Annotated in this window: 23 protein-coding genes and 1 tRNA gene; 21 read left to right on the forward strand and 3 right to left on the reverse strand. The window is 35.3% G+C overall.

All coding sequences use genetic code 11. From position 1 onward, the window contains the following. Positions 1-226 precede the first annotated feature (226 nt). Positions 227-4972 carry a beta strand repeat-containing protein gene (locus KAOT1_RS19905; protein WP_007096703.1) on the reverse strand — a complete coding sequence of 1582 codons (4746 nt, stop codon included), beginning with the start codon at positions 4970-4972 and terminating at the stop codon, positions 227-229. Between the two features lie 324 nt (positions 4973-5296). Here KAOT1_RS19905 and KAOT1_RS23700 point away from each other — a divergent pair, with 324 nt between their 5' ends. From KAOT1_RS23700 to KAOT1_RS19955, 12 genes are all read left to right on the forward strand, one after another. Beyond that, the gene (locus KAOT1_RS23700) at positions 5297-5428 is read left to right on the forward strand and encodes a hypothetical protein (protein ID WP_007096704.1); all 132 of its coding nucleotides are present in this window, start codon (positions 5297-5299) and stop codon (positions 5426-5428) included. 101 nt (positions 5429-5529) lie between these two features. After that, entirely contained in the window at positions 5530-5703 is a 174-nt protein-coding gene (locus KAOT1_RS23125) for a hypothetical protein (RefSeq protein ID WP_007096705.1), read from the forward strand. Positions 5704-5803: 100 nt separating this feature from the next. Next, positions 5804-7936 carry a tetratricopeptide repeat-containing sensor histidine kinase gene (locus KAOT1_RS19910; protein WP_083777330.1) on the forward strand — a complete coding sequence of 711 codons (2133 nt, stop codon included), beginning with the start codon at positions 5804-5806 and terminating at the stop codon, positions 7934-7936. A 9-nt stretch (positions 7937-7945) separates the two neighbouring features. Next, positions 7946-8584, forward strand: a complete 639-nt coding sequence (locus KAOT1_RS19915) for a response regulator transcription factor (RefSeq protein ID WP_007096707.1) — start codon at positions 7946-7948, stop codon at positions 8582-8584. Positions 8585-8759: 175 nt separating this feature from the next. Beyond that, positions 8760-9710 (forward strand): caspase family protein, encoded by a 951-nt coding sequence (locus tag KAOT1_RS19920; protein WP_007096708.1) that lies wholly within the window; start codon positions 8760-8762, stop codon positions 9708-9710. After that, positions 9707-10072 (forward strand): hypothetical protein, encoded by a 366-nt coding sequence (locus tag KAOT1_RS19925; protein ID WP_007096709.1) that lies wholly within the window; start codon positions 9707-9709, stop codon positions 10070-10072. Before KAOT1_RS19920 ends, KAOT1_RS19925 begins: the two co-directional genes overlap by 4 nt. Positions 10073-10084: 12 nt before the next feature. Then, a complete protein-coding gene (locus tag KAOT1_RS22170; RefSeq protein WP_007096710.1) occupies positions 10085-10849 on the forward strand; it encodes a toll/interleukin-1 receptor domain-containing protein in 765 nt (254 codons plus the stop codon). A 19-nt stretch (positions 10850-10868) separates the two neighbouring features. Further along, on the forward strand, positions 10869-11582 hold the full coding sequence (locus KAOT1_RS19935) for a hypothetical protein (protein ID WP_007096711.1): 714 nt from the start codon (positions 10869-10871) through the stop codon (positions 11580-11582). A 9-nt stretch (positions 11583-11591) separates the two neighbouring features. After that, a complete protein-coding gene (locus tag KAOT1_RS19940) occupies positions 11592-12224 on the forward strand; it encodes a Cap15 family cyclic dinucleotide receptor domain-containing protein (protein WP_007096712.1) in 633 nt (210 codons plus the stop codon). Positions 12225-12233: 9 nt separating this feature from the next. Continuing rightward, complete coding sequence (locus KAOT1_RS19945; RefSeq protein ID WP_007096713.1) at positions 12234-13250, forward strand: CBASS cGAMP synthase; 1017 nt, start codon at positions 12234-12236, stop codon at positions 13248-13250. After that, positions 13240-13917, forward strand: a complete 678-nt coding sequence (locus KAOT1_RS19950; RefSeq protein ID WP_007096714.1) for an SEC-C domain-containing protein — start codon at positions 13240-13242, stop codon at positions 13915-13917. Before KAOT1_RS19945 ends, KAOT1_RS19950 begins: the two co-directional genes overlap by 11 nt. Positions 13918-13981: 64 nt before the next feature. After that, positions 13982-14782 carry a hypothetical protein gene (locus KAOT1_RS19955; RefSeq protein WP_007096715.1) on the forward strand — a complete coding sequence of 267 codons (801 nt, stop codon included), beginning with the start codon at positions 13982-13984 and terminating at the stop codon, positions 14780-14782. A 9-nt stretch (positions 14783-14791) separates the two neighbouring features. Here the strand turns inward: KAOT1_RS19955 and KAOT1_RS19960 are convergent, their stop codons facing one another. Together KAOT1_RS19960 and KAOT1_RS19970 are read right to left on the reverse strand one after the other, a co-directional pair. Next, complete coding sequence (locus KAOT1_RS19960; RefSeq protein WP_007096716.1) at positions 14792-14992, reverse strand: hypothetical protein; 201 nt, start codon at positions 14990-14992, stop codon at positions 14792-14794. Positions 14993-15267: 275 nt separating this feature from the next. Further along, on the reverse strand, positions 15268-16410 hold the full coding sequence (locus KAOT1_RS19970) for an acyl-CoA dehydrogenase (protein WP_007096718.1): 1143 nt from the start codon (positions 16408-16410) through the stop codon (positions 15268-15270). A 174-nt stretch (positions 16411-16584) separates the two neighbouring features. On the opposite strand from KAOT1_RS19970, the gene KAOT1_RS19975 reads away from it, so the two are divergent. The 9 genes from KAOT1_RS19975 to KAOT1_RS20015 all read left to right on the forward strand — a co-directional run bounded on the left by KAOT1_RS19975 (position 16585) and on the right by KAOT1_RS20015 (position 24236). Beyond that, positions 16585-17640, forward strand: a complete 1056-nt coding sequence (locus tag KAOT1_RS19975; protein ID WP_007096719.1) for an anhydro-N-acetylmuramic acid kinase — start codon at positions 16585-16587, stop codon at positions 17638-17640. An 88-nt stretch (positions 17641-17728) separates the two neighbouring features. Further along, positions 17729-18955, forward strand: coding sequence for a Glu/Leu/Phe/Val dehydrogenase dimerization domain-containing protein (locus KAOT1_RS19980; protein ID WP_007096720.1), 1227 nt, complete (start codon positions 17729-17731; stop codon positions 18953-18955). A 24-nt stretch (positions 18956-18979) separates the two neighbouring features. Further along, the gene (gene nhaD / locus KAOT1_RS19985) at positions 18980-20410 is read left to right on the forward strand and encodes a sodium:proton antiporter NhaD (protein ID WP_007096721.1); all 1431 of its coding nucleotides are present in this window, start codon (positions 18980-18982) and stop codon (positions 20408-20410) included. A 51-nt stretch (positions 20411-20461) separates the two neighbouring features. Then, on the forward strand, positions 20462-21157 hold the full coding sequence (locus KAOT1_RS19990) for a MotA/TolQ/ExbB proton channel family protein (RefSeq protein WP_007096722.1): 696 nt from the start codon (positions 20462-20464) through the stop codon (positions 21155-21157). Positions 21158-21166: 9 nt separating this feature from the next. After that, on the forward strand, positions 21167-21553 hold the full coding sequence (locus KAOT1_RS19995) for an ExbD/TolR family protein (protein WP_007096723.1): 387 nt from the start codon (positions 21167-21169) through the stop codon (positions 21551-21553). Next, positions 21553-21945, forward strand: coding sequence for an ExbD/TolR family protein (locus KAOT1_RS20000; RefSeq protein ID WP_007096724.1), 393 nt, complete (start codon positions 21553-21555; stop codon positions 21943-21945). The genes KAOT1_RS19995 and KAOT1_RS20000 overlap by 1 nt, the downstream gene beginning before the upstream one ends. Before the next feature lies 1 nt (position 21946). Next, positions 21947-22861 carry a hypothetical protein gene (locus KAOT1_RS20005; protein WP_007096725.1) on the forward strand — a complete coding sequence of 305 codons (915 nt, stop codon included), beginning with the start codon at positions 21947-21949 and terminating at the stop codon, positions 22859-22861. Between the two features lie 12 nt (positions 22862-22873). Next, positions 22874-24094: a bifunctional folylpolyglutamate synthase/dihydrofolate synthase gene (locus KAOT1_RS20010; RefSeq protein WP_007096726.1), complete on the forward strand. Its 1221-nt coding sequence runs from the start codon at positions 22874-22876 to the stop codon at positions 24092-24094. Between the two features lie 67 nt (positions 24095-24161). Beyond that, positions 24162-24236, forward strand: a tRNA-Val gene (locus KAOT1_RS20015). The last annotated feature ends 13 nt before the right edge of the window (positions 24237-24249 follow it).

The following is a 24249-nucleotide window of genomic DNA, read 5'->3' on the forward strand; positions in this document are numbered from 1 at the left end:
AATTACTTTAAAATATAGTTTTCGTTTTGGGCAGAAACAATCATTTTTTAAAGTAATCTTTAAATATAAAGAATTTATATAGTATCTGTATATAAAAAATTGCAGATGTTACAGTATGATAACCTGCATTGAGTGAATTTGTAGTTTTTTCAAAATAAAAAAAAGGAAATTACTGTAAAGCAATTTCCCTTTTCATCGTTAACTAATTACTAAAACTATTATCGTATTAATTGATAATTAATTTTTTAGAAGCTGAACTGTTGTCTGTAGTAATATTTACAATATACATTCCTGATGCGATATTGTTTAAGGCAATTTTATTATTACCAGCAACTAGCGTTTGCTTGCGTATGGTTTGTCCAGACGTTGATACGATTTGTATGTCTATTTGTCCAGAAACTGAATTATCTAATGTGATATTTAAAATTCCGTTACTTGAAGGATTTGGATACATTGTAAAACTGTTTTCGTTGAAGAAATCTTCTACAGACAATATAAATTGTCCTTCAAAAGCTCCAATGTCTCTTGTTGTTCCAAATACAGCTTGTCCAATTTGATCGTCAAAAGTATCAGCTGGATCACCTGTATTTACTGCTGGCGAAGGATTCATTAATGCGTGCGTCAATGTAGTTCCGCCATTGTCTTGTAATGGACCTAATGCAGGATCAACACCTTCAAGATCATTTGCTTGCGGCGTAAATACGTTTAAGTCATCACTTCCAATTAAGTTATAGTCGTTTGAAGTAAATGTACCGTCTACATCAGCTCCAGAAGCAGCAGTATTGTTTGCTACAATCGTATTTTTTAGAGATACATTGTTTACCGCATTGATTCCTCCAGCATTTCCAGTTGAAGAATTCATTGCTACGGTTACTGCATTTAGGTCAAGACTTGCACCATTGTTTGTTAATCCACCACCAGAAACAGAAGCCATATTACTAGAAATGGTACTTCTAGTTACTACGGTAATACTTCCTGTATTATTGTAAATTCCAGCACCTTCTGCAGCAGTATTATTGTCTACTGTAGAAGTAGTAACTGTCATCGTAACTCCATTCTGATTCCACAATCCACCACCTTCATTAGCGGCTGTATTTGAAGAAACAGTACTTTCTGTAATGTTTACAATTCCAGAAGAACCACTAATGTGCATTCCTCCACCATTTCCTGGCGCTCCAGCACCAGTAACAACTCCTGTGTCATTTGAGTTTAAATTAACACTTGTTAAGGTAACTGTTCCACCTCCGTTACTTTCAATTCCACCACCTGCACGGTTGGAAGTATTGTCTATGATAGAAATTCCATTTGCTGTTAGTGTTCCAGCAGCATTTAAAATTCCGCCACCTGTAGATTGTGCTCCGTCAGCAACATTGTTTGTGATTGCAGTTGTTCCAGAAAGATCAACCGTTCCGCCTTCATTGTAGATTCCACCTCCACCAGCAGCTCCCGGTGTAGTCATATCATTTCCTGATGCAGTGTTTCCATCTACCGTATGGTCTGTAACTGTCATTACTCCAGAACCATTCCAAAGTCCACCACCTTCATTAGCGGCAACATTTCCATTAGAAGTTCCACCAGAGATTGTGATGTCTTGCATCCCTGTGATGTGCAAACCACCACCGCTTCCAGGTGCGGCTACTGCGGGTGCAACACCAGCGTTGTTATTGTTTAATGTTGTATTTGTTAAAGAGATAGTTCCTGAACCTGCATTTACTTCGATTCCACCACCAGCTCTGTTAGCTCTGTTTCCTGTGATTGAAGAATTCATCACACTTAATGAAGCTGCATCCACCATGATTCCACCACCAGAACCTGAAGTTCCGTCTGCAATGTTATTAGAGATTGTTGCTCCGTTTGTAACGTTTACTGTTCCGTTAGGCAAAGCAAAGATTCCACCACCACCTTCAGTAGCTGTGTTTCCGCTTGCGGTGTTTCCATCGATGGTAGTTCCATCAACCGTCATGATTCCTGTACCATTCCATAATCCTCCACCTTCTGAAGCAGCAGTATTCATGTTTACAGTTCCTCCTGTGATATTTATTGTACTGTTTCCACTTACGTGTAAACCTCCACCATTTCCAGGTGCTCCAGCTCCAGTTACGACTCCAGTATCATTTGAGTTTAAGTTAACGTTTGTTAAAGTAACAGCGCCACCGCCATTTGTTTCAATTCCACCACCTGCACGGTTGGAAGTATTGTCGATGATAGAAATTCCATTAGCTGTTAGTGTTCCAGCAGCATTTAAAATTCCACCACCTGTAGATTGTGCTCCGTCAGCAACATTGTTTGTGATTGCAGTTGTTCCAGAAAGATCAACCGTTCCACCTTCGTTGTAGATTCCACCTCCACCAGCAGCTCCAGGTGTAGTCATATCATTTCCTGAAGCAGTATTTCCATCTACCGTATGGTCTGTAACTGTCATTACTCCAGAACCATTCCAAAGTCCACCACCTTCGTTAGCGGCAACGTTTCCATTGGAAGTTCCACCAGAGATTGTGATGTCTTGCATACCTGTGATGTGCAAACCACCACCGCTTCCAGGTGCGGCTACTGCGGGTGCAACACCAGCGTTGTTGTTGTTTAATGTTGTATTTGTTAGCGAGATAGTTCCTGAACCTGCATTTATTTCGATTCCGCCACCAGCTCTGTTAGCTCTGTTTCCTGTGATTGAAGAATTCATTACACTTAATGAAGCTGCATCGACCATGATTCCACCACCAGAACCTGAAGTTCCGTCTGCGATGTTGTTAGAGATTGTCGCTCCGTTTGTAATATTTACTGTTCCGTTAGGCAAAGCGAAGATTCCACCACCACCTTCAGTAGCTGTGTTTCCGCTTGCGGTGTTTCCATCGATGGTAGTTCCATCAACCGTCATGATTCCTGTACCGTTCCATAAACCACCACCTTCTGAGGCAGCAACGTTTCCGTTTACAGTTCCTCCTGTGATGTTGATGTCTTGCATACCTGTGATGTGTAAACCGCCACCATTTCCAGGTGCGGCAGTAGCAGGCGCAACACCTGCGTTGTTGTTGTTTAATATTGTATTTGTTAAAGAGATAGTTCCTGAACCTGCATTTACTTCGATTCCACCACCAGCTCTGTTAGCTCTGTTTCCTGTGATTGAAGAATTCATTACACTTAATGAAGCTGCATCTACCATGATTCCACCACCAGAACCCGAAGTTCCGTCTGCGATGTTGTTAGAGATTGTCGCTCCGTTTGTAATATTTACTGTTCCGTTAGGCAAAGCGAAGATTCCACCACCACCTTCGGTAGCTGTGTTTCCGCTTGCGGTGTTTCCATCAATGGTAGTTCCATCAACCGTCATGATTCCTGTACCGTTCCATAATCCACCACCTTCAGAAGCAGCAGTATTCATGTTTACAGTTCCTCCTGTGATATTTATTGTACTGTTTCCACTTACGTGTAAACCTCCACCGTTTCCTGGTGCTCCAGCTCCAGTTACGACTCCAGTATCATTTGAGTTTAAGTTAACGTTTGTTAAAGTAACAGCGCCACCGCCATTTGTTTCAATTCCACCACCTGCACGGTTGGAGGTATTGTCGATGATAGAAATTCCGTTAGCTGTTAGCGTTCCAGCAGCATTTAAAATTCCACCACCTGTAGATTGTGCTCCGTCTGCAACATTGTTTGTGATTGCAGTTGTACCAGAAAGATCAACCGTTCCGCCTTCGTTGTAGATTCCACCTCCACCAGCAGCTCCTGGTGTAGTCATATCATTTCCTGAAGCAGTGTTTCCATCTACCGTATGGTCTGTAATTGTCATTACTCCCGAACCATTCCAAAGTCCACCACCTTCATTAGCGGCAACGTTTCCATTGGAAGTTCCACCAGAGATTGTAATGTCTTGCATCCCTGTGATATGTAAACCACCACCATTTCCAGGTGCAGCAGTAGCAGGCGCAACACCAGCATTATTATTATTTAATGTTGTATTTGTTAGCGAGATAGTTCCTGAACCTGCATTTACTTCGATTCCACCACCAGCTCTATTTGCTCTGTTTCCTGTGATTGAAGAATTCATTACACTTAATGAAGCTGCATCTATCATGATTCCACCACCAGAACCTGAAGTTCCGTCTGCGATGTTGTTCGATATTGTCGCTCCATTTGTAACATTTACTGTTCCGTTAGGCAAAGCGAAGATTCCACCACCACCTTCGGTAGCTGTGTTTCCGCTTGCAGTATTACCATCAATGGTAGTTCCATCAACCGTCATGATTCCTGTACCGTTCCATAAACCACCACCTTCTGAGGCAGCAACGTTTCCATTTACTGTTCCACCTGTGATGTTGATATCGCCAGGTCCAGTAATGTGTAAACCTCCACCGTTTCCAGGTGCAGCAGTAGCAGGCGCAACACCTGCGTTGTTATTATCTAGTGTTACGTTTACTAATGTTATTCCTAATCCTGCTCCAGAGTTATCTTCAATTCCACCACCAGCTCTGTTTGCAACATTTGATGAAATTTCAGAATTATTAACAATTAATATACCTCCTACATCATTAAAAATTCCACCACCAGAACCAGAAGCTCCATTGGCAATATTGTTTGTAATGATGGAAGTGTTTATTGTGATTGTCGCATTTGTAATATAAATTGCACCTCCATCTGCAGCTAATCCGTTAGTAAGAGTTAGATCATTTATTGTAAATGGTCCGCTAGTAACATTAAAGATTCTTCCGTTGTTTCCAGCATCAATAGTAACTGTTGTTCCTACTGTTCCGTTTATTGTCAATTCTTTATTTATTGCCAATTCAGCATTTAAGTTAATAGTCGTTACTGAAGGCGCAAATGTTATTGTTCCTCCAGCAGGAGTATCTGCGATTTCTTGTCTCAGTGTTCCGTCTGATCCATCGTCTAAGCCGCTCGTCACAAGCTGACCGTATGAAAATGTAGTGGTGAATATTGCACCTATGAGCGCAATGAAAAGGGTAGTTTTTTCTCTCATTTTATTTGATATTGGTTTATATTAGTTTTTGTTGATTTGAATTTTGTTTATAGAAACTGTTTGGTTTGCAACAGTTTTGGTTAAAACTCAAATACAACATACTTACGTTGTGGGAGAGGAAAAGGTTTTTACATAAGTGAATTTTAACTTTTTATTAACATTTTAAAAAGAAAGATACAAGATGTTTTTATGGTTGTGAGAGGTGATTTTCAGAATTGTTTTAGAGAATAATCATTAATACTAACGATGAAAAAATACGTATTATTAAGTATTGTGTGGAGTACATTTTTGATGGATATTTATGAAAACCCTAAAACATAAAATATGAAACCATCAAAAACTACCATTCAAATTGGTAATGAGTTTAAAGAAGTAGAGATTTATTATGATGAGATAAAAGAATCTCAATTGACTATCGCTATTAATAAAGATCAGGTAACTGTTTTTCAGGAATGAATTCATCATCCACAATATTAAGGAGTAAAAAACACTTAATATTAACGATTGTTTCCAAGCTAATTTTCATTGAATTTTGTGTAAATCAATTAATATTTTATATGAAAACACTAACAATTAACAATGAATTTAAAGATGAGTATAAAGAAACTATTGCATCCTTCTCAATAGATACTCCAAGACCAGGAGATGGTGATGAAACAGTAGATCCTAAAAAACCAAAGCCAGATCCAAATGAAGAAGATGAAGATGAAGTAAGACCACAAGCTTTTTAGATTTGAATTAAAAAGTTTAAATATTAGAAAGGCTTTACTTATTTTTAGAGAAGTAAAGCCTTTCAGTGCGTTTGTGCCATTTAAAAAAATTACTAATAGTATGAATTTTATCCGCTATATCCTATTACTCAGTATTTGTGTAATTCCTTTTAATGCTTTTACTCAAAATAATTCTAGAATAGACAGTATGAAGCATATTCTGTCTTTACAAGATAATATAGAAAAAATTAAAACTCTATATAATTTAGCATATGAATTACGAAGAGTAAAGGATTCTGTGGGTATTCTATATGCTTTACAAGGTTTAAAATTGAGTAAAGATTTACAGTACGGTATAGGAGAAGTTGAGGCGTTAAATCTTTTAGGAAAAATGGCACGTTATCAGAACCATATGAAGGACGCTGAAAGATATTTAAAAGAAGCACTGGATAGAGCTGAGAAAGAAAAATATAATCATGGAATTGCAAGAGCTTATAATGAACTCGGAATATTTTTTGAAGGTCAAAAAAAGAACGTTTATGCAATTGATGCGTATCTAAGTAGCGGAAAATTGTTTGAGAAGCAAAGAAATTTTAAGGCAGCTATTAAACCAACTTATAATTTGGCCGATTTATACAAGGATATGGAAGTTTATCCAGAAGCATTAAAACACTATTTGAAGAGTTTCGAATTAGCTGAAAAAGCCAAGGATTCTCTTGGTTTAGGCAGAATATACTTTAAGATAGCGGAGTTGGATAAAAAAAGAAGAAATTATATTGATATGCAAAAAAATGCTCTCAGAGCAAAATCCATATTTGAAAATTTAGAAAGATCCAAAGATGTATATAGGTCAAAGATTTTACTTGGACAGTCATATGATTACTTACAGCAAGACGAAAAAGCTATCAAGACTTATTTAATGACCTTACAAAAAGCTCCTGAGTATGGAATAAAAGATGTTTCAGATTTATATCACAATCTCGCTACAGTGTATAAAAAAAATGCTCAGTACGATAGCGCTTTTTTTTATTATTACAAGGCGCAAAAAAGCTTTAAAAAAGCCAACGATTATTCGAGACTTGCAGTTAATTACAATAATTTGGGAAACTTATATGTATCAAAAGGTAACCAAGATAAAGCGTTAGAAAATTTTTCTAAAAGTTTAGTGTTGCAACATCAGTTGAAGGATTCTTCTTTATTACAAAAAACATATCAATCAATGTCTAATTATTTTAGAAATATTGGAGAATATCATAAAGCATTATCATATAGAGATTCAAGTGAGTTTGTTAAGGCTAGTATTAATCGAAAAATTAAAAAGACTGATCGTTTTGAGCTGCATTATTTAAACGATAAACGAAAAATGGAAGCTGCGAAAAATGCTATTGAAATTGAAAGAAATATTGCAGAACGTAAAGCTGTTACCAGTATGGCGCGATTACAAGTTTTATTCATAGCAATGATTACAATTGTCATATTATTTTTTGTCATTTTACGAAACAAGAAGTTAAAACATGCTAAAGAAATAGCAGAACTAGCTTACGAGCAACAAAAAATAGAAGCAATATTAGAGCGCGAACAACAAGAAAAAAAACTTGAAGAAATGCTACAAGAGCAAGAACGAAAAGCTATTAATACCATGGTAAGCGGACAAGAAGAAGAACGTGCTCGCATAGCAAAAGACCTTCATGATCGTTTGGGAAGTATGTTGTCTGTTGTGAAAATTCATTATAAATCTGTAGAAGATGATCTAGAAAAGATCAAAAATGAAACTAAAACACAATATGAAAAAGCCAATCAATTATTAGATGAAGCCTGTGAAACAGTTCGTAAAATAGCACATAACATGGTTTCAGGAACATTAACCAAATTTGGGTTGTTGCCAGCTTTAAAAGAGTTAAAAAAGAAAATTGAAGAAACAAAAATTTTAAACATAGAACTCCTCGCTCATGGCTTGGATAACCGATTGGATAATTCAACTGAAATCCACCTATACCGTATCGTTCAAGAATTATTAAATAATATCATAAAGCATGCAAAAGCTACAGAAGTCACGATACAAATATTGAAAAGAGAAAAGGATTTAAATATCATGGTCACAGATAATGGTGTTGGTTTTGATCCCCAAAAAAACCAGTTTGAAGGTATGGGGCTAAAAAGTATCAAAGCACGAGTTGGAGAGATGAAAGGATATTATTTAGTAGATTCTAGCAAAGGAAATGGAACTACTACAACTATTGAAATACCTACGTAAATATAGAGTATGAAACAAAAAACGAAATTAAATATAATTATTGCTGACGATCATCAGATTGTAATCGACGGTCTGAAATCTTTGTTAGTTGCACATCCACATATTAAAGTGGTCGGAGAGGCCTCTGATGGAGAGGAAGCATTAAAATTGATTGAAAATAACACTGTTAATATCGCTGTCTTAGATATTAGTATGCCAAAAATGAATGGAGTAGAGACTACAAAAATCATCAAAAAAAAATACCCATATATCAAAATACTGATTTTAACAATGCACGATGGAGATGAATTTATCCATGAATTATTTGAAATTGGAGCTGACGGCTATATATTAAAAAATAGAGGGAAAGAAGAATTTGTTGAGGCACTTGAAACAATTAATAATGGAGAAGAATACATAAAAGGAAAAGTATTGAATGTACTCTTGGACGCAGTACGAAAACCCAAATCTAAAACAATACAATTCACAAAAAGAGAGAAAGATGTTTTACGCTTAATCGTTGGCGATCATACAACTTCTGAAATTTCTGCTAAACTAAACATCGCAAATAGTACTGTAGAAACACATCGAAGAAATCTCATTGAAAAAACAGGGGTTAAAAGCTCTTTAGGTCTAGTCCGTTATGCTGTTGAGAACGGATACTTATAATGTTATTCTACATAGTAATCTAAGAAAAGAATTATTGATTAAAACTTTTCAAAATTTAAATACATACAAAACTCCTCAAATTTGAGGAGTTTTTTTCTTCCTTAATATTGATGTTTTCTTACGTAGTGAAATTAAAGAAATTTGTAAACGTATGAATGTTAAAAAGAGTCAATATATGAGAAGAGCATTACTTGTTGGTATTAATCACTATGATAAAAACCCTCTCAAAGGTCCAATCCCTGATGTTGATCGTATGAAGGAAGTCATTTCAAAACATGAAAATGGCGACCCAAATTTTGACTGCAAATTGATGATATCTAATTCAGATCGTCATACGATTACAATGGTAAATTTAAAAAGTAAGCTTCACGATTTGTTTAACTATGAAACTGATGTAGCATTATTTTATTTCTCAGGACATGGAGCATCTACAAATCTTGGAAGCTACTTGGTTACCCAAGATGCAGAAAAATTCAACGAAGGTGTTAGTCTAAGTGAAGTCATCACAATGGCAAACAATTCTAAAGCCATGGAAGTCATCATTATATTAGATTGTTGTTACAGTGGAGGCGGAGGTAATTTTTCAGAACTCGGAGTACGGAAGGCCATATTGCGTGAAGGTGTTTCAATCCTTACCGCCAGCAAAGATTCTCAATATGCAATGGAGCGTGGAGGTTATGGAGTATTCACAACAATAATTTATGAAGCTCTACAAGGAGGAGCTACCGATATTTTAGGTAAAGTAAATGTGGCAAGGATATATAATTATGTTGATATTGTATTAAACTCGTGGAGACAGCGTCCAGTATTTAAGTCGCATGTATCTAAAATGATTCCGTTGCGTAATTGCAATCCTAAAATTCCATTAAAAATACTTCGAAAACTTCCAGAATATTTTGAGGATAAAGATGGGTTGCCGCTCTCTGAAAATTATCTTGAGCATGTAGGGTCAGAAAGCGGATTGTCTACAATAATGTCTCATTTACGTGCTTATCATGCCAACGGTTTATTACTTCCTGAAGACAATATAACATCTTTAGATGAATGTGCCGAAAAAAGTAAATCATGTAAACTTACGCCACTCGGAATTTACTATAAAAATTTAGTCATCAATGATAGAATATGATGATAAAGATAGATGTAATATTCAATTATTTTATAGCACTTACAATTCCAAAACTGATCTTTTTAACCATAAAGTGGACAAGTACATCTAAGTCGCGGAATTTAGTGTCAACTAGCTTAAAAGATGCCTCTTTTGAATTAGGAATGGAAGAAGGTGTCGGTGTATTTGTATTCCTAGGACTTCTTTTTTACAACATATCTAATCGTTTGATTACTATGTGCTTTTCTAGTAAAATACGACGAGATAGAAAACAGAATAAGCTATTAACGAAGCAAATATTAGAGCAAATTGATTCGTATCCAATTTCAAAATCACTCAAATACAAACTAAAATCAGCATACATCATTCAATACTATTATTAAACAACAAAACTTATGAATCCAGTAACAAAACACCGATTAATTCAAGATATTTTTTTCTCACTACAAACAAGTCACAGTATGAAAGAAATGGTCGCTATTTTAGGCGGATATGGCATTGCGAATAAAACTGTAAACGATTACACACAAGTAGAGATAAAAAAAATATTGGCTACAGCTTCTGATGAAATACTACTCTTAATTGCGGACGATTTGAAAATAGACACTTCAAACTATGTTGTTCGTGGAAAAATTAAAGGAAAATCTGTGGCAAAATCTACTAAAAAACATCTCAAAAAAATCTTCATCAGTCATTCGAGTAAAGATGCGGAAGTCGTTACCACTTTTATTTACATACTAAAAGCGATTGGAATTCCTCCCGAAAACATATTCTGCACCTCACTACCAGGTTATGGAACGCCATTGGGAAGTAATTTTATCGATGAGATTGAAACACGTTTAAATGAAGATGTTATGGTAATTTTTATGTTATCTGATAACTTTTACGATTCGCCAATGTGTTTAATTGAAATGGGAGCAGCGTGGATAAAAACCAAAAAACAAATCTCGGTAGCAATTACACCTTTCGAATTAGGAAAAATAAAAGGTGTATTCAAACATTTTCAAGGAATTGAAATAGACAACGAAAATCATTATGATTTGCTAAAAGAGACACTTGAAGTAGAATTTGGTCTAGAGTCAAAACGTCCATTAGTATGGTCTCCTGAAAGAGATATGTTTCTAAAAATGATTAAGCAATTAGTAAAGGTTGATAAATAATCTTAACTAAAAAGCAACGATGAAAGAAAAATCAAAACCTCAAGAAAATCCATCTATCATAACAGTAATGGCATTTGTTGTGACATTGCTATTGCTTATTCAGAAAGACTATTTTACCTATTACAAGGCTAGAGCAGTAATTTTAATTCTCATTTTAACCTCGTTTACAGCGATATTATCAATTGAAATTATCATCATTCCATTTGTCATAGCTTCATGCTTGTTTGGGTATCTGGAAATTGTAGATAGAATTCTGTGGAAATCACCACTTTTTTCTTGGATGTTTACGGTTGAAGATTTTTCTGGAACGTACGAAGGCACACAAGAAAATATAATCTTAAAAGAAGTCGAAAGAGATGACGAAAATAAAAAGATATATAGAGAATACAGAGAGCATCTTCAATTAAAAATTATCATTCATCAAACGGGAAGTGACATCAAAGCAAACTTTTTTTACTACAATACTAATGATGGTAAATCTTCAAAATCAGAAGACGCGCAGGTGTCTGTTACCAAAACTGCTGATGGATGTCACTATATCCTAACATGTTTACATGGAGATATTGGTATTCTTGAAAATGGTGGACACCACGAAACAGTAGTATTAAAATATATTAAACAAGGTTCTGGATATTGCCTAGAAGGAGGTTATTACGATAATCGAAAATTTCATGCAAGAGGAATGTTTATAGGATTAAAAAAAGTGAGTTCAGAAGTAAGACACCCATTTTAAAATAACAATATGCCTAAAAATTACTTTACATATTATAAATATCCAGCAGTAATATTTATTGTTGCAATTATACTTTTAGCAATTTACCTAACCAATCAATACAGTAATCATTACGGATATTCTATTTTAGGCTTTGGATCAATCGCATTACTTCTTGAAATTATTGATCGTTACTTATGGAAATATCCACCATTTTCCTGGATGTTTACAGTCAAAGATTTTTCAGGAACGTACAAAGGAGAGCAATTAGGATATCGTTTGCAACCTATTGGTAAAAAAGGGAAGTGTAAAGAATTTGACACCAAATTACTCCTTACGATGATTATTCATCAAACAGGAAGTAAAATCATAATCAATTCTTTTTACTATGATGCCGCCAAAAAAAAATCTTCAAAATCGAACAGTGAAATCATCGGAGTACGGTTAACCAAAGACAGACAACATTACGAAATCATCTACAATTATTTCAACGAAGGTAATGAACGCTGGAATGGTTATTACGGCACAACTGTTTTAAAACTAATAGAAGTTAAAAAAACATTCAAAATTTCAGGGCATTACTATACTAATAGAAAGCCACAAACACACGGAAAACTTCTTGATTTAACACTGGAAAATAAAAAAACAATTCATCCATTTTAAAAAATAAACATGGCAACATTACATAAAGAATACAACGCATTTTTGAAAAAAGTACGACTTACCAATAACAGAAAGAAAAAACTAAAAAAAAGTAGAAGAAAGCTAAGACGAACGATTAGAGATTGGTTTTCTGAAAACAAACCAAAAAGATTACAGCCCAAATTTGGAAGTCAAGGTTCATTCACGATGAATACTATCATCAACCCAATTCCAATTCCTGTTGAAAACGAAGATAAAAAATTAGTAAAATACGATTTAGATGATGGAATCTATTTTATTGAAAAGCCAAATGAAGACAACCGAGAAAAAATTGATACTTGGCATGATTGGGTGTACAAAGCAGTAAATAATCATACAACCGAAGAAACTATTCGTAAAAAGACGTGTGTGCGTGTGGTATTTGTAGACGGACATCATATTGATCTACCAATTTATTATCAAATCTCAGAAAATGGAACGCCAGAATTAGCACATCGTTCAAAAAGTTGGATAGAAAGTGATCCTAAGAAATTTACCGAATGGTACAACGAACAAGCAGAAGGAAAACCACAAATTACACGTATTGTTCAATATATTAAAGCTTGGAAAAACTTCAGAGAACAAAAAAATACCAATCTCAAACTTCCTTCAGGTTTTGCATTTACAATTCTTGTAGTTAATAATTATTATGCGGATAATAAAGATGATGTTGCTTTTCGCGAAACAGTACGTGCAATTCATACAAAATTATCCAATAATTTTGAGTGCAGACGGCCTACAACTCCCAAAAATGAAGATATTTTTTCAGATTTCTCTGAAACCAAAAAAAGCAATACGTTAGAAACATTAAAAAATCTCCTAAAAGATTGTGATCGAGCCGATGAAGAAGACAACTTTAAAACAGCATCCGAATTTCTACGAGACAATCAATTTGGAGGTCGCTTTCCAAAAGGAGATGATATCAGTGAAAGAGAAAAAAAACGCCAAATTTCAGAAAGTCTAGAAAAAGAACGTATAAAACCAAAACCCTATGCGGATGAAAGATGAAATAGATGAGGTTTTACATAAATATCCAAAATTAAAATACATTCAAAACATAAATTCCTTCATAGGATGTATAGAAGTATTTCCTAATGATTTCTATGAATTAAAAATAGTATTGACACATTGGAAAAAAAACTTTCCAAAAGTATTTGAAACCGCGTGTCGAATTCCAAGACACGTCGATAGACATATTTATCCTAAAGGAAATTTTTGCTTTACAACTTCTGCTAAAGAACAAATATTACTAGCAACCGAAATAAAAACACTGATTGACTTTATACGTTATATCTTAGTTCCTTACCTAAAAAATAATTCATACTATGAAATTGAAGAAAACTATCTATACGGAGAGTATTCTCATGATAAAGGGATATTTGAAGGATATGCGGAAATATTAGGAGTGGAAGATGAAAAAATAATTATAAAAACAATAAAGGAATATGCTACAGGTTTTCGATTAAAATTAAATGATAACTGCTTTTGCGGTAGTGGAAAAAAACTTGCAAAATGTAAAAATAGGAAGCATTATAAAGGGTACAGAAAGCTAAGACATATAAATAATGAAACACTTCTAGCAGATATAATTATTATGGAAAGTGAAAGCATGAGCAAGAAAATGGAATTTTACAAAAAATTATTAGGTATGAAAAATTTAATTTCAAAAGCTTAAAGATAGAAAGTTAAATATTTGGCACTTTTATTGATGCTCTCAAGCAACATTAACACCAATTATTATGAAGTCAAAAATTACATTCGCAGTTGCCTTTTTATTATTTACCTATAATTTTAGCCAAGCACAAGGAAAACTCAATCGTGCCAAAGAAGACCTTTCAGGAAGTAGTTCAAATAGTAATAGTTCTTCCCGTTCTTCATGGAGTGATGATGCTGATGGAAATGATGGTATTGGTTATTTTGACAGTGTGTTTGTTGAAATCGCCTATCAAGCGACTCTTGGAATTTTATTTGGAGAAATGCAACCACGTTACTTCTTCGAATATCCGTATTCTGACGGTTTACACGGAGAATATGCTTTTCCAGGTGAAGATGTTCCTTTAAAAAGAAGCCAGCTTATCATCTCAAATACATTTTTTGCGAGTGGGAAAGAATTCTATGGAAATGATTTAAAATTAAATTTTCGTTTTATTCCAATATTTGGAGTCGAAGCGAGTCACTTACATTTTTTTGAACAAGATCCGAAGGTAGAATTAGGTGTAAGTTCATTTATGTTAAACTATTACCGAGTTCGTGAGCAAAACGTTACAGCATATTGGGGCGTTGGAATTACACATGTTGGAAACGGAGTTGACGATACAGGATTTGCCTATCAGGTAGGTGTTGATGTGTATTTAAACAAGCCAATTAGTTTGGGTGCATCATGGAAACAGAGTTTGATAAATGATTCCTCAATAGATGAATTTAAACTTTTAGCACGTTATCACATGAAACGATTGTCACTTCATGGAGGTTTTCATAACTATAAGTTAGGAAGTGTGTCAATTAATGCAATGGGATTTGGTGTAGATTATCGTTTCTAAATGTGGAAACTACTTTCTTCCGCCTACAAGACTACCAATCAGTGCAACTACTCCGAGTCCGATCATAATAAAAGCATTGGTGTTGTCTTGTTCTTCAATTTCAACAATTGCTAAATCGACTGAAGTTTCTGGAGTTACAAACATAAAGATTCCATAACCTATCAAAGCAATTCCAACAATAAGCAATACTAATTTCACTGTTTTATTCATAAGTATTTAGCGTTTTGGTTTTTAACAAGATAGTGAAATTCCTAAAATAAAAACATAAAAAAAGCGCAATGAAGATTTTCAATGCGCTTTCGTGTATATCGAAGTGATTTAAACTTTTTTGATTTGCTAAAAAATTACTGTTTTTCAGCTCTGTTTTCGTCTTTTTTTCGTTCCGTAGCGCTGCTATGAAACTCAAAAAAGTCTTCAACAGTACTTAAAACTTCTAATTTTCGCTTAAACCCGAAAAGTTTAAATCACTTCATAAAATGTGAAATTTATCCTTTGATAACTCCTCTTGAAATTACAATCTTCTGAATTTCTGAAGTTCCTTCGTAAATCTGAGTAATTTTTGCATCACGCATCAAACGCTCTACATGGTATTCTTTTACAAATCCATTTCCACCGTGAACTTGTACAGCTTCTACAGTAACATCCATGGCTGTTTTAGAAGCAAATAATTTTGCTACAGCACTTGCCATGTCATAATTTTCCTTTGCATCTTTTTTACAAGCAGCTTCCATAACCAAATGACGCGCAGCAGTAATTTCTATGTACATATCTGCTAATTTGAAAGCAATTGCTTGATGATTGCAAATTTCAGTTCCGAAGGCTTTACGTTCTTTCGAATATTTTAATGCCAATTCATAAGCTCCAGAAGCAATTCCTAACGCTTGCGCAGCAATTCCAATACGTCCTCCAGAAAGAGTTTTCATCGCAAACTTAAATCCAAAGCCATCTTCTCCAATACGATTCTCTTTCGGAACTTTTACATCGTTAAATTGCAATGTGTGTGTGTCGCTTCCGCGGATTCCCAATTTGTCTTCTTTTGGACCAATATCAAAACCAGGCGTTCCTTTTTCAACGATAAAAGCGTTGATTCCTCGGTGTCCTTTATCTTTATCTGTTTGAGCAATAACCAAATATACATCTGCACGTCCACCGCTTGTAATCCAGTTTTTTGTACCATTAATTACATAATGATCGCCCATGTCAATTGCTGTTGTTTTTTGTGAAGTAGCGTCACTTCCAGCTTCAGGCTCACTCAAACAAAATGCACCAACATTTTCTCCTGTTGCTAATTTTGTTAAATATTTCTGCTTTTGTTCTTCAGTTCCGTATGCTTCTAAACCATAACAAACCAACGAATTATTTACAGATACAATTACAGAAGCAGAAGCATCAATCTTAGAAAGTTCTTCCATAATTAATACATAAGAAATCGTGTCCATGCCACTTCCTCCGTATTTTGGGTCAACCATTATTCCCATAAAACCTAATTCGCCCATTTTGCGAACCAATTCTTGTGGAAACTCTTGTTTGTTATCTCGTTCAATAACTCCAGGAAGCAATTCTGTTCTAGCAAAATCTCTCGCGGCGTCACGAATCATGATATGTTCCTCTGTAAGATTAAAATCCATAACTATATATTGTATTAGTAAATTTTTAAAAAAGTCGCACAAAGATAATTCTAAAATAGCAGATTTTCAATAATAAGCGCTTATTTTTAAGAATTCTTAATTTTTGTAATTCATAATTGTAAATGTTATCTTAAAAGTAAAATTAAAATGATAAAAATTAAATAATTTTACCGAATGGTAGTGTACAAAGTGATTGGTGTCATGTCGGGAACTTCGCTCGACGGAATAGACCTTGCATATATTCATTTCGAAAAAAAAGAAACTTGGACATTTTCTATCGTTCATGCCGAAACAATTCCGTATTCAACCTCATTAGAAAATCAACTTCGCGATGCAATTCACTACGAAAAAGATCAATTAGCATCATTTGATACATTGTACACCAAATATCTAGCAGAAACGATTCGGAGATTCATCCAAAAACATAATATTACAGATATTGATGCTGTTTGTTCACACGGACATACAATTTTGCATCAACCTGAAAACGGAATTACCTATCAAATAGGAAATCAAGAAATACTTGCCAAACTCATACAACAAAAAGTAGTATGCGATTTTAGAGTACAAGATGTGGAACTTGGCGGACAAGGCGCGCCATTAGTGCCTATTGGTGACGAATTGTTATTTCCTGAATATGATTATTGTTTAAATTTAGGCGGATTTGCCAATGTTTCTTTCCACAAAGAAGGAAAACGAATTGCCTATGACATTTGCCCAGTGAATATTGTGCTGAATAAGTATGCAAAACAGTTAGGCTTTGAATATGATGATAAAGGAAAACTGGCAAAGTCGGGAGCATATTTGCTAGCTTTAGGAGCTGAACTCAATCAGTTATCCTATTACCAGCAACTTCCACCAAAATCATTAGGGTTGGAATGGGTTCAGGAAGAAATATTTCCAAGATTAGATGCTTTTAAGCGAAAAGAAATTGACATTTTACGTACATTCACAGAACATATTGCGAAGCAAATTGCGAGAAGTTTCCGCATACGAACAAAAGTGTTGGTGACAGGCGGCGGCGCATACAACGAATATTTAATATCAAGAATTCAATATCATAAAAAAGTAACTATTGTAAAACCAAGTGATAAATTAATAGAATACAAAGAAGCGCTAATCTTTGGTTTTTTGGGCGTATTACGCTTGCGAAACGAAGTAAATTGTCTGAAAACAGTCACAGGATCGGAAAAAGACCATAGCTCAGGAAAAATATACGATTATCATTAGGTTAAATAGTAGACAAAGGATTCTTTAAAGAAGCGAACAATTTTTATATTTGCCTGAATAGAAACAACATGCCAAAAACTCAATTTAATTGAAAGAATTACTCAAAATATACGAAAATAAAGCACCTGAAATCGTTTTTAACTGGAAAGATCCAGAAACGGAAGCAGAAGGATGGACAGTTATCAATTCACTTCGTGGAGGTGCAGCAGGTGGTGGAACACGAATGCGTAAAGGATTGGATATGAATGAAGTACTTTCACTTGCGAAAACGATGGAAGTGAAATTCACAGTTTCGGGACCAGCCATTGGAGGAGCAAAATCTGGAATCAACTTTGATCCGCACGATCCGCGAAAAAACGGAGTCTTAAAACGCTGGTACAAAGCCGTTGCGCCATTGCTAAAAAGTTATTACGGAACAGGTGGTGATTTAAATGTCGATGAAATTCACGAAGTAATTCCAATCACAGAAGATAGTGGTGTTTGGCATCCGCAAGAAGGTGTTTTTAACGGACATTTTAAACCTACGGAAGCTGATAAAATTAACAGAATTGGTCAGTTGCGTTTGGGCGTTATCAAAGTGATTGAAAGTACGGAATATTCCCCAGATGTTTCCAGAAAATATACAGTAGCTGACATGATTACAGGGTTTGGAGTTGCGGAAGCAGCACGCCATTTTTATGATATTTATGGCGGATCCATCAAAGGAAAACGCGCTATCGTACAAGGTTTTGGAAACGTTGGAGCTGCCGCAGCATATTACTTAGCACAAATGGGCGCTAAAGTTGTAGGAATCATTGATAGAGTTGGTGGTGTCATTAATGAAGAAGGATTCTCGTATGAAGAAATTAAAAACTATTTTCTTCAAAAAGACGGAAACACGCTGGTAGCAGATAACATGATTTCTTTTGACGAAATGAACGAACGCATCTGGGAATTACCAACAGAAATCTTCGCACCTTGTGCCGCTTCACGCTTAATTACACAAGCACAAATTGATAAAATGATTGATACTGGTTTGGAAGTCATTACTTGCGGAGCAAATGTACCGTTTGCAGACAAGGAAATTTTCTTCGGACCAATTATGGAACACACCGATCAAAAAGTAAGCTTAATTCCAGACTTTATTTCCAATTGTGGAATGGCAAGAGTGTTTGCCTATTTCATGGAACGCAGAGTGCAAATGACGGACGAAGCCATCTTTGAAGATACCTCAAAAATCATTAAAAAAGCATTGCAAAATACGTTCAAAAAGAACGCTTCAAAAGTAGATGTTAGCAAAACTGCCTTTGAAATCGCATTAAAAGAATTAGTATAACCATCAACTTATAAAAATTACTAAATGGAATCAGCAATAATAGCCGTATTTGTCATAGGATATTTAGCCATAACCTTAGAACATAACTTAAAAATTGATAAGCTTATTCCCGCATTAGCCATGATGGCAATATGTTGGGCATTCATCGCTTTTGGAATAGAAGACTTTCAAACGTGGTTCGATTCGGGAGCACATGACTTAGTCGATGGATTTAAAGACCTACCTCTTGAAGGACATCACGGAGAACCAAGTAAAATGGGATGGATGGAAGAAACACTTCTACATCATCTTGGGAAAACTGCCGAAATATTAGTCTTCCTACTTGGTGCTATGACGATTGTAGAAATCATTGATTATTTTAACGGGTTTTCCACAATAAAAGGCTTTATAAAAACTAAAAGCAGAAAACGTGTCTTGTGGATTTTTGCATTCCTAGCATTCATCTTATCAGCTATTATTGATAACCTAACGGCAACCATTGTATTAATTTCAATCTTACAAAAAATAATTGGCGATAGAAATATTAGAATCTGGTATGCAGGATTAATCATCATTGCAGCAAACGCAGGTGGAGCATGGTCGCCAATTGGAGATGTAACTACTACAATGTTATGGATTGGGAACAAAGTATCTACAGGTAAATTATTAGCGTACCTATTCATTCCATCACTATTATGTATGTTAGTACCAACACTTATTGCTTCCTTTTTAAAACCATTTCAAGGTGACTTGCCTCAAGAGGAAGAAAGTACAGAAGATCAAAAAACACATCGTTTTGGTCCAACCATGTTATATCTTGGTTTATCAGCAATTATTTTTGTGCCAATTTTCAAAGTAGTAACACACTTGCCACCTTATGTAGGAATGATGTTGTCACTGGCGGTTGTAGCTATATTTGCAGAAATATACAGCAATTCTAAGTTTAGTATGGCTTCTGTAGGAGCAGATGAAGGGCATTATGTGCAAGATACAGCGCCTGGACATCACAGTCCCGTACATCACTCGCTTTCTAAAATTGAATTGCCAAGTATCTTATTCTTTTTAGGAATATTAATGGCAGTGGCGGCGTTAGAATCTCTAGGTTTGCTATTCGGATTTGCAGATTGGTTAAAAACAGCAACACCACAATTAGGAACAGAAATGCACTCAGGTGGCGTTTCAGATTTAGTAGTGATGTTATTAGGAGTAGGATCGGCAGTCATTGACAATGTTCCATTAGTAGCAGCTAGTTTAGGAATGTTTACTGAACCTTTAGATCATGAATTGTGGCACTTTATCGCTTTCGCAGCAGGAACTGGAGGAAGTATGTTAATCATAGGATCGGCAGCAGGAGTTGTTGCAATGGGAATGGAAAAAATAGATTTCTTCTGGTATCTCAAAAAAATCTCTTGGTTGGCTTTTGTCGGTTTCGTTGTAGGATCAGCGGCATTCATGGTTATGCGAACCTTGTTCTAAGCATACTTAAATCAAAAAATACACGTTATATAGTTAAATCAAAAAACACATATGTTACTATTACAGTCAGTTAATGATGCTGCAAACACAGACGAAGCAGCTGAATCTCTAGAAAAAACACTTTCTATTTACGAATTGGTCATCAATGGAGGAATTGGAAGTATCATTATCATAAGCGTACTGTTTGTATTGCTAGCCGTCGCTTTATATATTTATTTTGAACGATTATTTGCTATCAAAGCAGCGTCAAGAATCGACAAAAACTTTATGAATCAAATTCGTGATAATGTTTCTAGTGGAAAATTAGATGCGGCTAAAATGCTCTGTGCACAAACAGATTCACCTGTAGCACGATTAACGGAAAAAGGAATCTCCAGAATTGGAAAACCATTAGAAGATATCAACAAAGCCATTGAAAATGCAGGAACTTTAGAAGTTTACAAACTTGAAAAAAACGTAAGTATCTTAGCAACCGTAGCAGGTGCAGCACCAATGATTGGTTTCTTAGGAACAGTAATTGGTATGATTTTGGCATTCCATGAAATGGCAACAAGTGGCGGTCAAGCCGAAATGGGCTCGCTTGCTGGAGGTATTTATACGGCAATGACCACAACGGTTGCTGGTTTAATTGTGGGAATTATTGCGTATATTGGATACAATCACTTAGTAGTAAAAACAGACAAAGTGGTGCATCAAATGGAAGCAAATGCAGTAGACTTTCTAGATTTATTAAACGAACCTGTATAGTACTTTTTTATGAGATTAAAAGGTAGAAATAAAGTAAGTCCAGAATTTAGCATGTCGTCCATGACAGATATCGTATTTCTGTTGTTGGTATTTTTTATGCTAACGTCAAATTCGCCAAATGCACTCGATTTACTATTGCCAAAAGCAAAAGGAAAATCAACAAACACGCAAAATGTAGCAGTAAGTATCAAGAAAAACCTTGAAATATATATAGATGCAGATCGTGTAAGAGCAAGTCAAGTAGAATCTAAGCTTCAAGCAAAATTGAAAGGTCAAACAGAACCTACAATCATACTTAGAGCAGAAGAAGGTGTTCCTATTGAAAAAGCAGTGAATATCATGGACATTGCCAACAGAAACAAATATAAAATCATTCTGGCAGTGCGACCACAATAATGAGTTTGCTCGAAACGAGGAATAAAAAATTTAACATACCGTTCGTTTTTATTGCGGGTGTCATTTTCTTAGTGGCATTAGCATATTTTGCGAAATATCTGGAAAGCTACAACGCAACAGGACTTAGAAACTTAGAATTGCCAGAAGTTTCAGAGACAAATGTAGAAGTTAAAAGTGTTTCAGTACGATTGGCAAAAAACGCTGTTATATATCTTGATTCTCAAGAAATAAACAATGGCGAATTGGAAGAAATACTAAAAAAAGAATTTGAAGGTCATGCAAATCCAGTAATTCAATTGCAAGCTGAAGAAGGTGTGTCAATTGATAAGGTTGTAAAAGTAATGGATATTGCAAATAAGAATCAATACAAGGTTATATTAAAAGCACAATAAAATGAAAAGAGATATCATGCAATCAAATTCCAAGCCAGAGCATAAAAGAGCCTCTGCGATCATTACTACGATTATTATGCTCTCTTTATTATTCTTAATGATATTCTTCGGGATGACTTACTTAGATCCGCCAGAAGAAAGTGGTATTGCTGTAAACTTTGGAACGACAAATACAGGAAGCGGAAATGTGCAACCAAAAGCTGCGTTAAAACCAAAAACAGCTCCAGAAAAGCAAGAAGAAGTAGAGACGCAAGAAACGGAAGCAGTTCCAGAAGAACAGCCAGAAACAACACCAACCGAAACAGCTTCAGAAGAAGTAGTAACGCAAGATAACACAGAATCAATCGCCATAAAAAAAGCGGAAGAAGCAAAACGTAAGGCAGAAGAAGAAGCAAAAGCGGCAAAAGCAGAAGCAGATCGAATCGCAAAAGAAAAACGTGAAGCAGAAGAAAAGCTAGAACGAGAAAAAGCTGAAAAAAGAGCTAAATTAGATGCGATGATGAATGGAGTCAACAACTCGGATGGAACAGAAGAAGGCGGAGAAGGTTCGGGCGATGGTGAAGGTGATAAAGGAGATCCTAACGGAGATCCGTATGAAGCAAGTTACTACGGTTCGCCAGGTTCTGGAAATGGTGGAGCGGGTGGCTTTGGATTAAATGGTAGAAGTAAAATCAGTGGCGGAAATGTAGATAAGCAAGAATGTAATGAAGCGGGAAGAGTTGTTGTCAAAATAACGGTAAACCGAGCAGGAAAAGTAATCGATGCTGTAGCAGGAGTGAAAGGAACAACAAACAATGCAAGTTGTCTGTTGCAACCTGCGGAAAGAGCAGCTTACAAATATCGATGGAATAAAGATTCAAAAGCACCGACAACACAAGTTGGATTTATAGTTGTAAACTTCAAATTAGGACAATAATTGCTTTGATAAATGACAAGTAAAGAAGCTGCTGATTGGCTAGAAATGCAATACAAATCTTCGTATCAAAAAGTCGGTGCTTCAAAAAATAGCGAAACTTGGGATTTAAAGAAAATTTCCAACTTTGCAAAGCACTTAAATTCACCCGAAAACACATTCAAAAGTATTCATGTTGCTGGAACCAATGGAAAAGGTTCTACAAGCCACATGATCGCTTCCATACTTCAAGAAGCTGGCTACAAAGTTGGTTTGTATACATCTCCACATTTAAAAGATTACAGAGAACGCATTCGTGTAAATGGCGAAATGATAACAAAGGAAGCCACGATCAATTTTGTAAAAAATAATAAAGCTTTTATTGAAAAAAATGCATTGTCATTCTTTGAAATTACTGTTGGAATGGCGTTTGATTACTTTGCAAAACAAAAAGTAGCTATTGCTGTTGTTGAGGTTGGTATGGGCGGACGTTTAGATTCTACGAACATCATAACCCCAGAAGTAAGCGTAATTACCAATATTGGCTTCGATCATGTTGCAATTCTGGGTGATGCTTTGGCGAAAATTGCTTCTGAAAAAGCCGGTATCATCAAAAAAAATGTTCCTGTAGTAATTGGCGAATATCACAAAGAAACTTTTCCAGTATTTGTGAAGCAAGCTGCAGAAATGAACGCAGAATTATACCTAGCAGAAAAAACAATTCAGGAAAATTATACCACGGATTTACTAGGTAATTATCAGCAAAAAAATTACAAATCGGCTGTGCAGGCTATTCGTTTGCTAAAAAGTTTTCAGATTGAAGAAAAACACATACAAAAAGGATTGTCTAATGTAGTAATAAATACAAAGCTACAAGGAAGATGGCAAATCATCAATCTATTTCCAAAAGTAATCTGTGATACGGCACACAACACGGAAGGTTTGACGCTTACCATGGAGCAACTTCAAAGCGAGTCGTTTCAAAAATTACACATTGTTTTTGGTGTTGTCAATGATAAAAATTTAGATCAGATACTTCCACTATTTCCTAAAAAAGCACACTATTACTTTTGCAGTCCAAAAATAAATCGTGGTTTAGATCCAAATAAGTTGCAACAACAAGCAAAAGAATGTCGTCTAATTGGTAATGTATACGATTCAGTTTCAGAAGCCTACACAGTAGCAATGTCTAAAGCGACCACAAAAGATGTCATCTACGTTGGTGGAAGTACATTTGTTGTTGCAGAAATAGTTTAAAAATTTTAAGTTTAAATTTTGTCAGATACAAAATGTATTCTATATTTGCATCCGCTATTAGCAATAAGGGCGATTAGCTCAGCTGGTTCAGAGCACCTGCCTTACAAGCAGGGGGTCACTGGTTCGAATCCAGTATCGCCCACAAACTTATTGAA

It is taken from the genome of Kordia algicida OT-1 (assembly GCF_000154725.1).
GTDB lineage: Bacteria > Bacteroidota > Bacteroidia > Flavobacteriales > Flavobacteriaceae > Kordia > Kordia algicida.

Excerpts from the sequence above, each read along its gene's own strand:
- KAOT1_RS19905 (WP_007096703.1), bottom strand. The coding sequence starts at position 4,972 with ATGAGAGAAAAAACTACCCTTTTCATTGCGCTCATAGGTGCAATATTC.
- KAOT1_RS23700 (WP_007096704.1), top strand. The coding sequence starts at position 5,297 with ATGAAACCATCAAAAACTACCATTCAAATTGGTAATGAGTTTAAAGAA.
- KAOT1_RS23125 (WP_007096705.1), top strand. The coding sequence starts at position 5,530 with ATGAAAACACTAACAATTAACAATGAATTTAAAGATGAGTATAAAGAA.
- KAOT1_RS19910 (WP_083777330.1), top strand. The coding sequence starts at position 5,804 with ATGAATTTTATCCGCTATATCCTATTACTCAGTATTTGTGTAATTCCT.
- KAOT1_RS19915 (WP_007096707.1), top strand. The coding sequence starts at position 7,946 with ATGAAACAAAAAACGAAATTAAATATAATTATTGCTGACGATCATCAG.
- KAOT1_RS19920 (WP_007096708.1), top strand. The coding sequence starts at position 8,760 with ATGAGAAGAGCATTACTTGTTGGTATTAATCACTATGATAAAAACCCT.
- KAOT1_RS19925 (WP_007096709.1), top strand. The coding sequence starts at position 9,707 with ATGATGATAAAGATAGATGTAATATTCAATTATTTTATAGCACTTACA.
- KAOT1_RS22170 (WP_007096710.1), top strand. The coding sequence starts at position 10,085 with ATGAATCCAGTAACAAAACACCGATTAATTCAAGATATTTTTTTCTCA.
- KAOT1_RS19935 (WP_007096711.1), top strand. The coding sequence starts at position 10,869 with ATGAAAGAAAAATCAAAACCTCAAGAAAATCCATCTATCATAACAGTA.
- KAOT1_RS19940 (WP_007096712.1), top strand. The coding sequence starts at position 11,592 with ATGCCTAAAAATTACTTTACATATTATAAATATCCAGCAGTAATATTT.
- KAOT1_RS19945 (WP_007096713.1), top strand. The coding sequence starts at position 12,234 with ATGGCAACATTACATAAAGAATACAACGCATTTTTGAAAAAAGTACGA.
- KAOT1_RS19950 (WP_007096714.1), top strand. The coding sequence starts at position 13,240 with ATGAAAGATGAAATAGATGAGGTTTTACATAAATATCCAAAATTAAAA.
- KAOT1_RS19955 (WP_007096715.1), top strand. The coding sequence starts at position 13,982 with ATGAAGTCAAAAATTACATTCGCAGTTGCCTTTTTATTATTTACCTAT.
- KAOT1_RS19960 (WP_007096716.1), bottom strand. The coding sequence starts at position 14,992 with ATGAATAAAACAGTGAAATTAGTATTGCTTATTGTTGGAATTGCTTTG.
- KAOT1_RS19970 (WP_007096718.1), bottom strand. The coding sequence starts at position 16,410 with ATGGATTTTAATCTTACAGAGGAACATATCATGATTCGTGACGCCGCG.
- KAOT1_RS19975 (WP_007096719.1), top strand. The coding sequence starts at position 16,585 with ATGGTAGTGTACAAAGTGATTGGTGTCATGTCGGGAACTTCGCTCGAC.
- nhaD (WP_007096721.1), top strand. The coding sequence starts at position 18,980 with ATGGAATCAGCAATAATAGCCGTATTTGTCATAGGATATTTAGCCATA.
- KAOT1_RS19990 (WP_007096722.1), top strand. The coding sequence starts at position 20,462 with ATGTTACTATTACAGTCAGTTAATGATGCTGCAAACACAGACGAAGCA.
- KAOT1_RS19995 (WP_007096723.1), top strand. The coding sequence starts at position 21,167 with ATGAGATTAAAAGGTAGAAATAAAGTAAGTCCAGAATTTAGCATGTCG.
- KAOT1_RS20000 (WP_007096724.1), top strand. The coding sequence starts at position 21,553 with ATGAGTTTGCTCGAAACGAGGAATAAAAAATTTAACATACCGTTCGTT.
- KAOT1_RS20005 (WP_007096725.1), top strand. The coding sequence starts at position 21,947 with ATGAAAAGAGATATCATGCAATCAAATTCCAAGCCAGAGCATAAAAGA.
- KAOT1_RS20010 (WP_007096726.1), top strand. The coding sequence starts at position 22,874 with ATGACAAGTAAAGAAGCTGCTGATTGGCTAGAAATGCAATACAAATCT.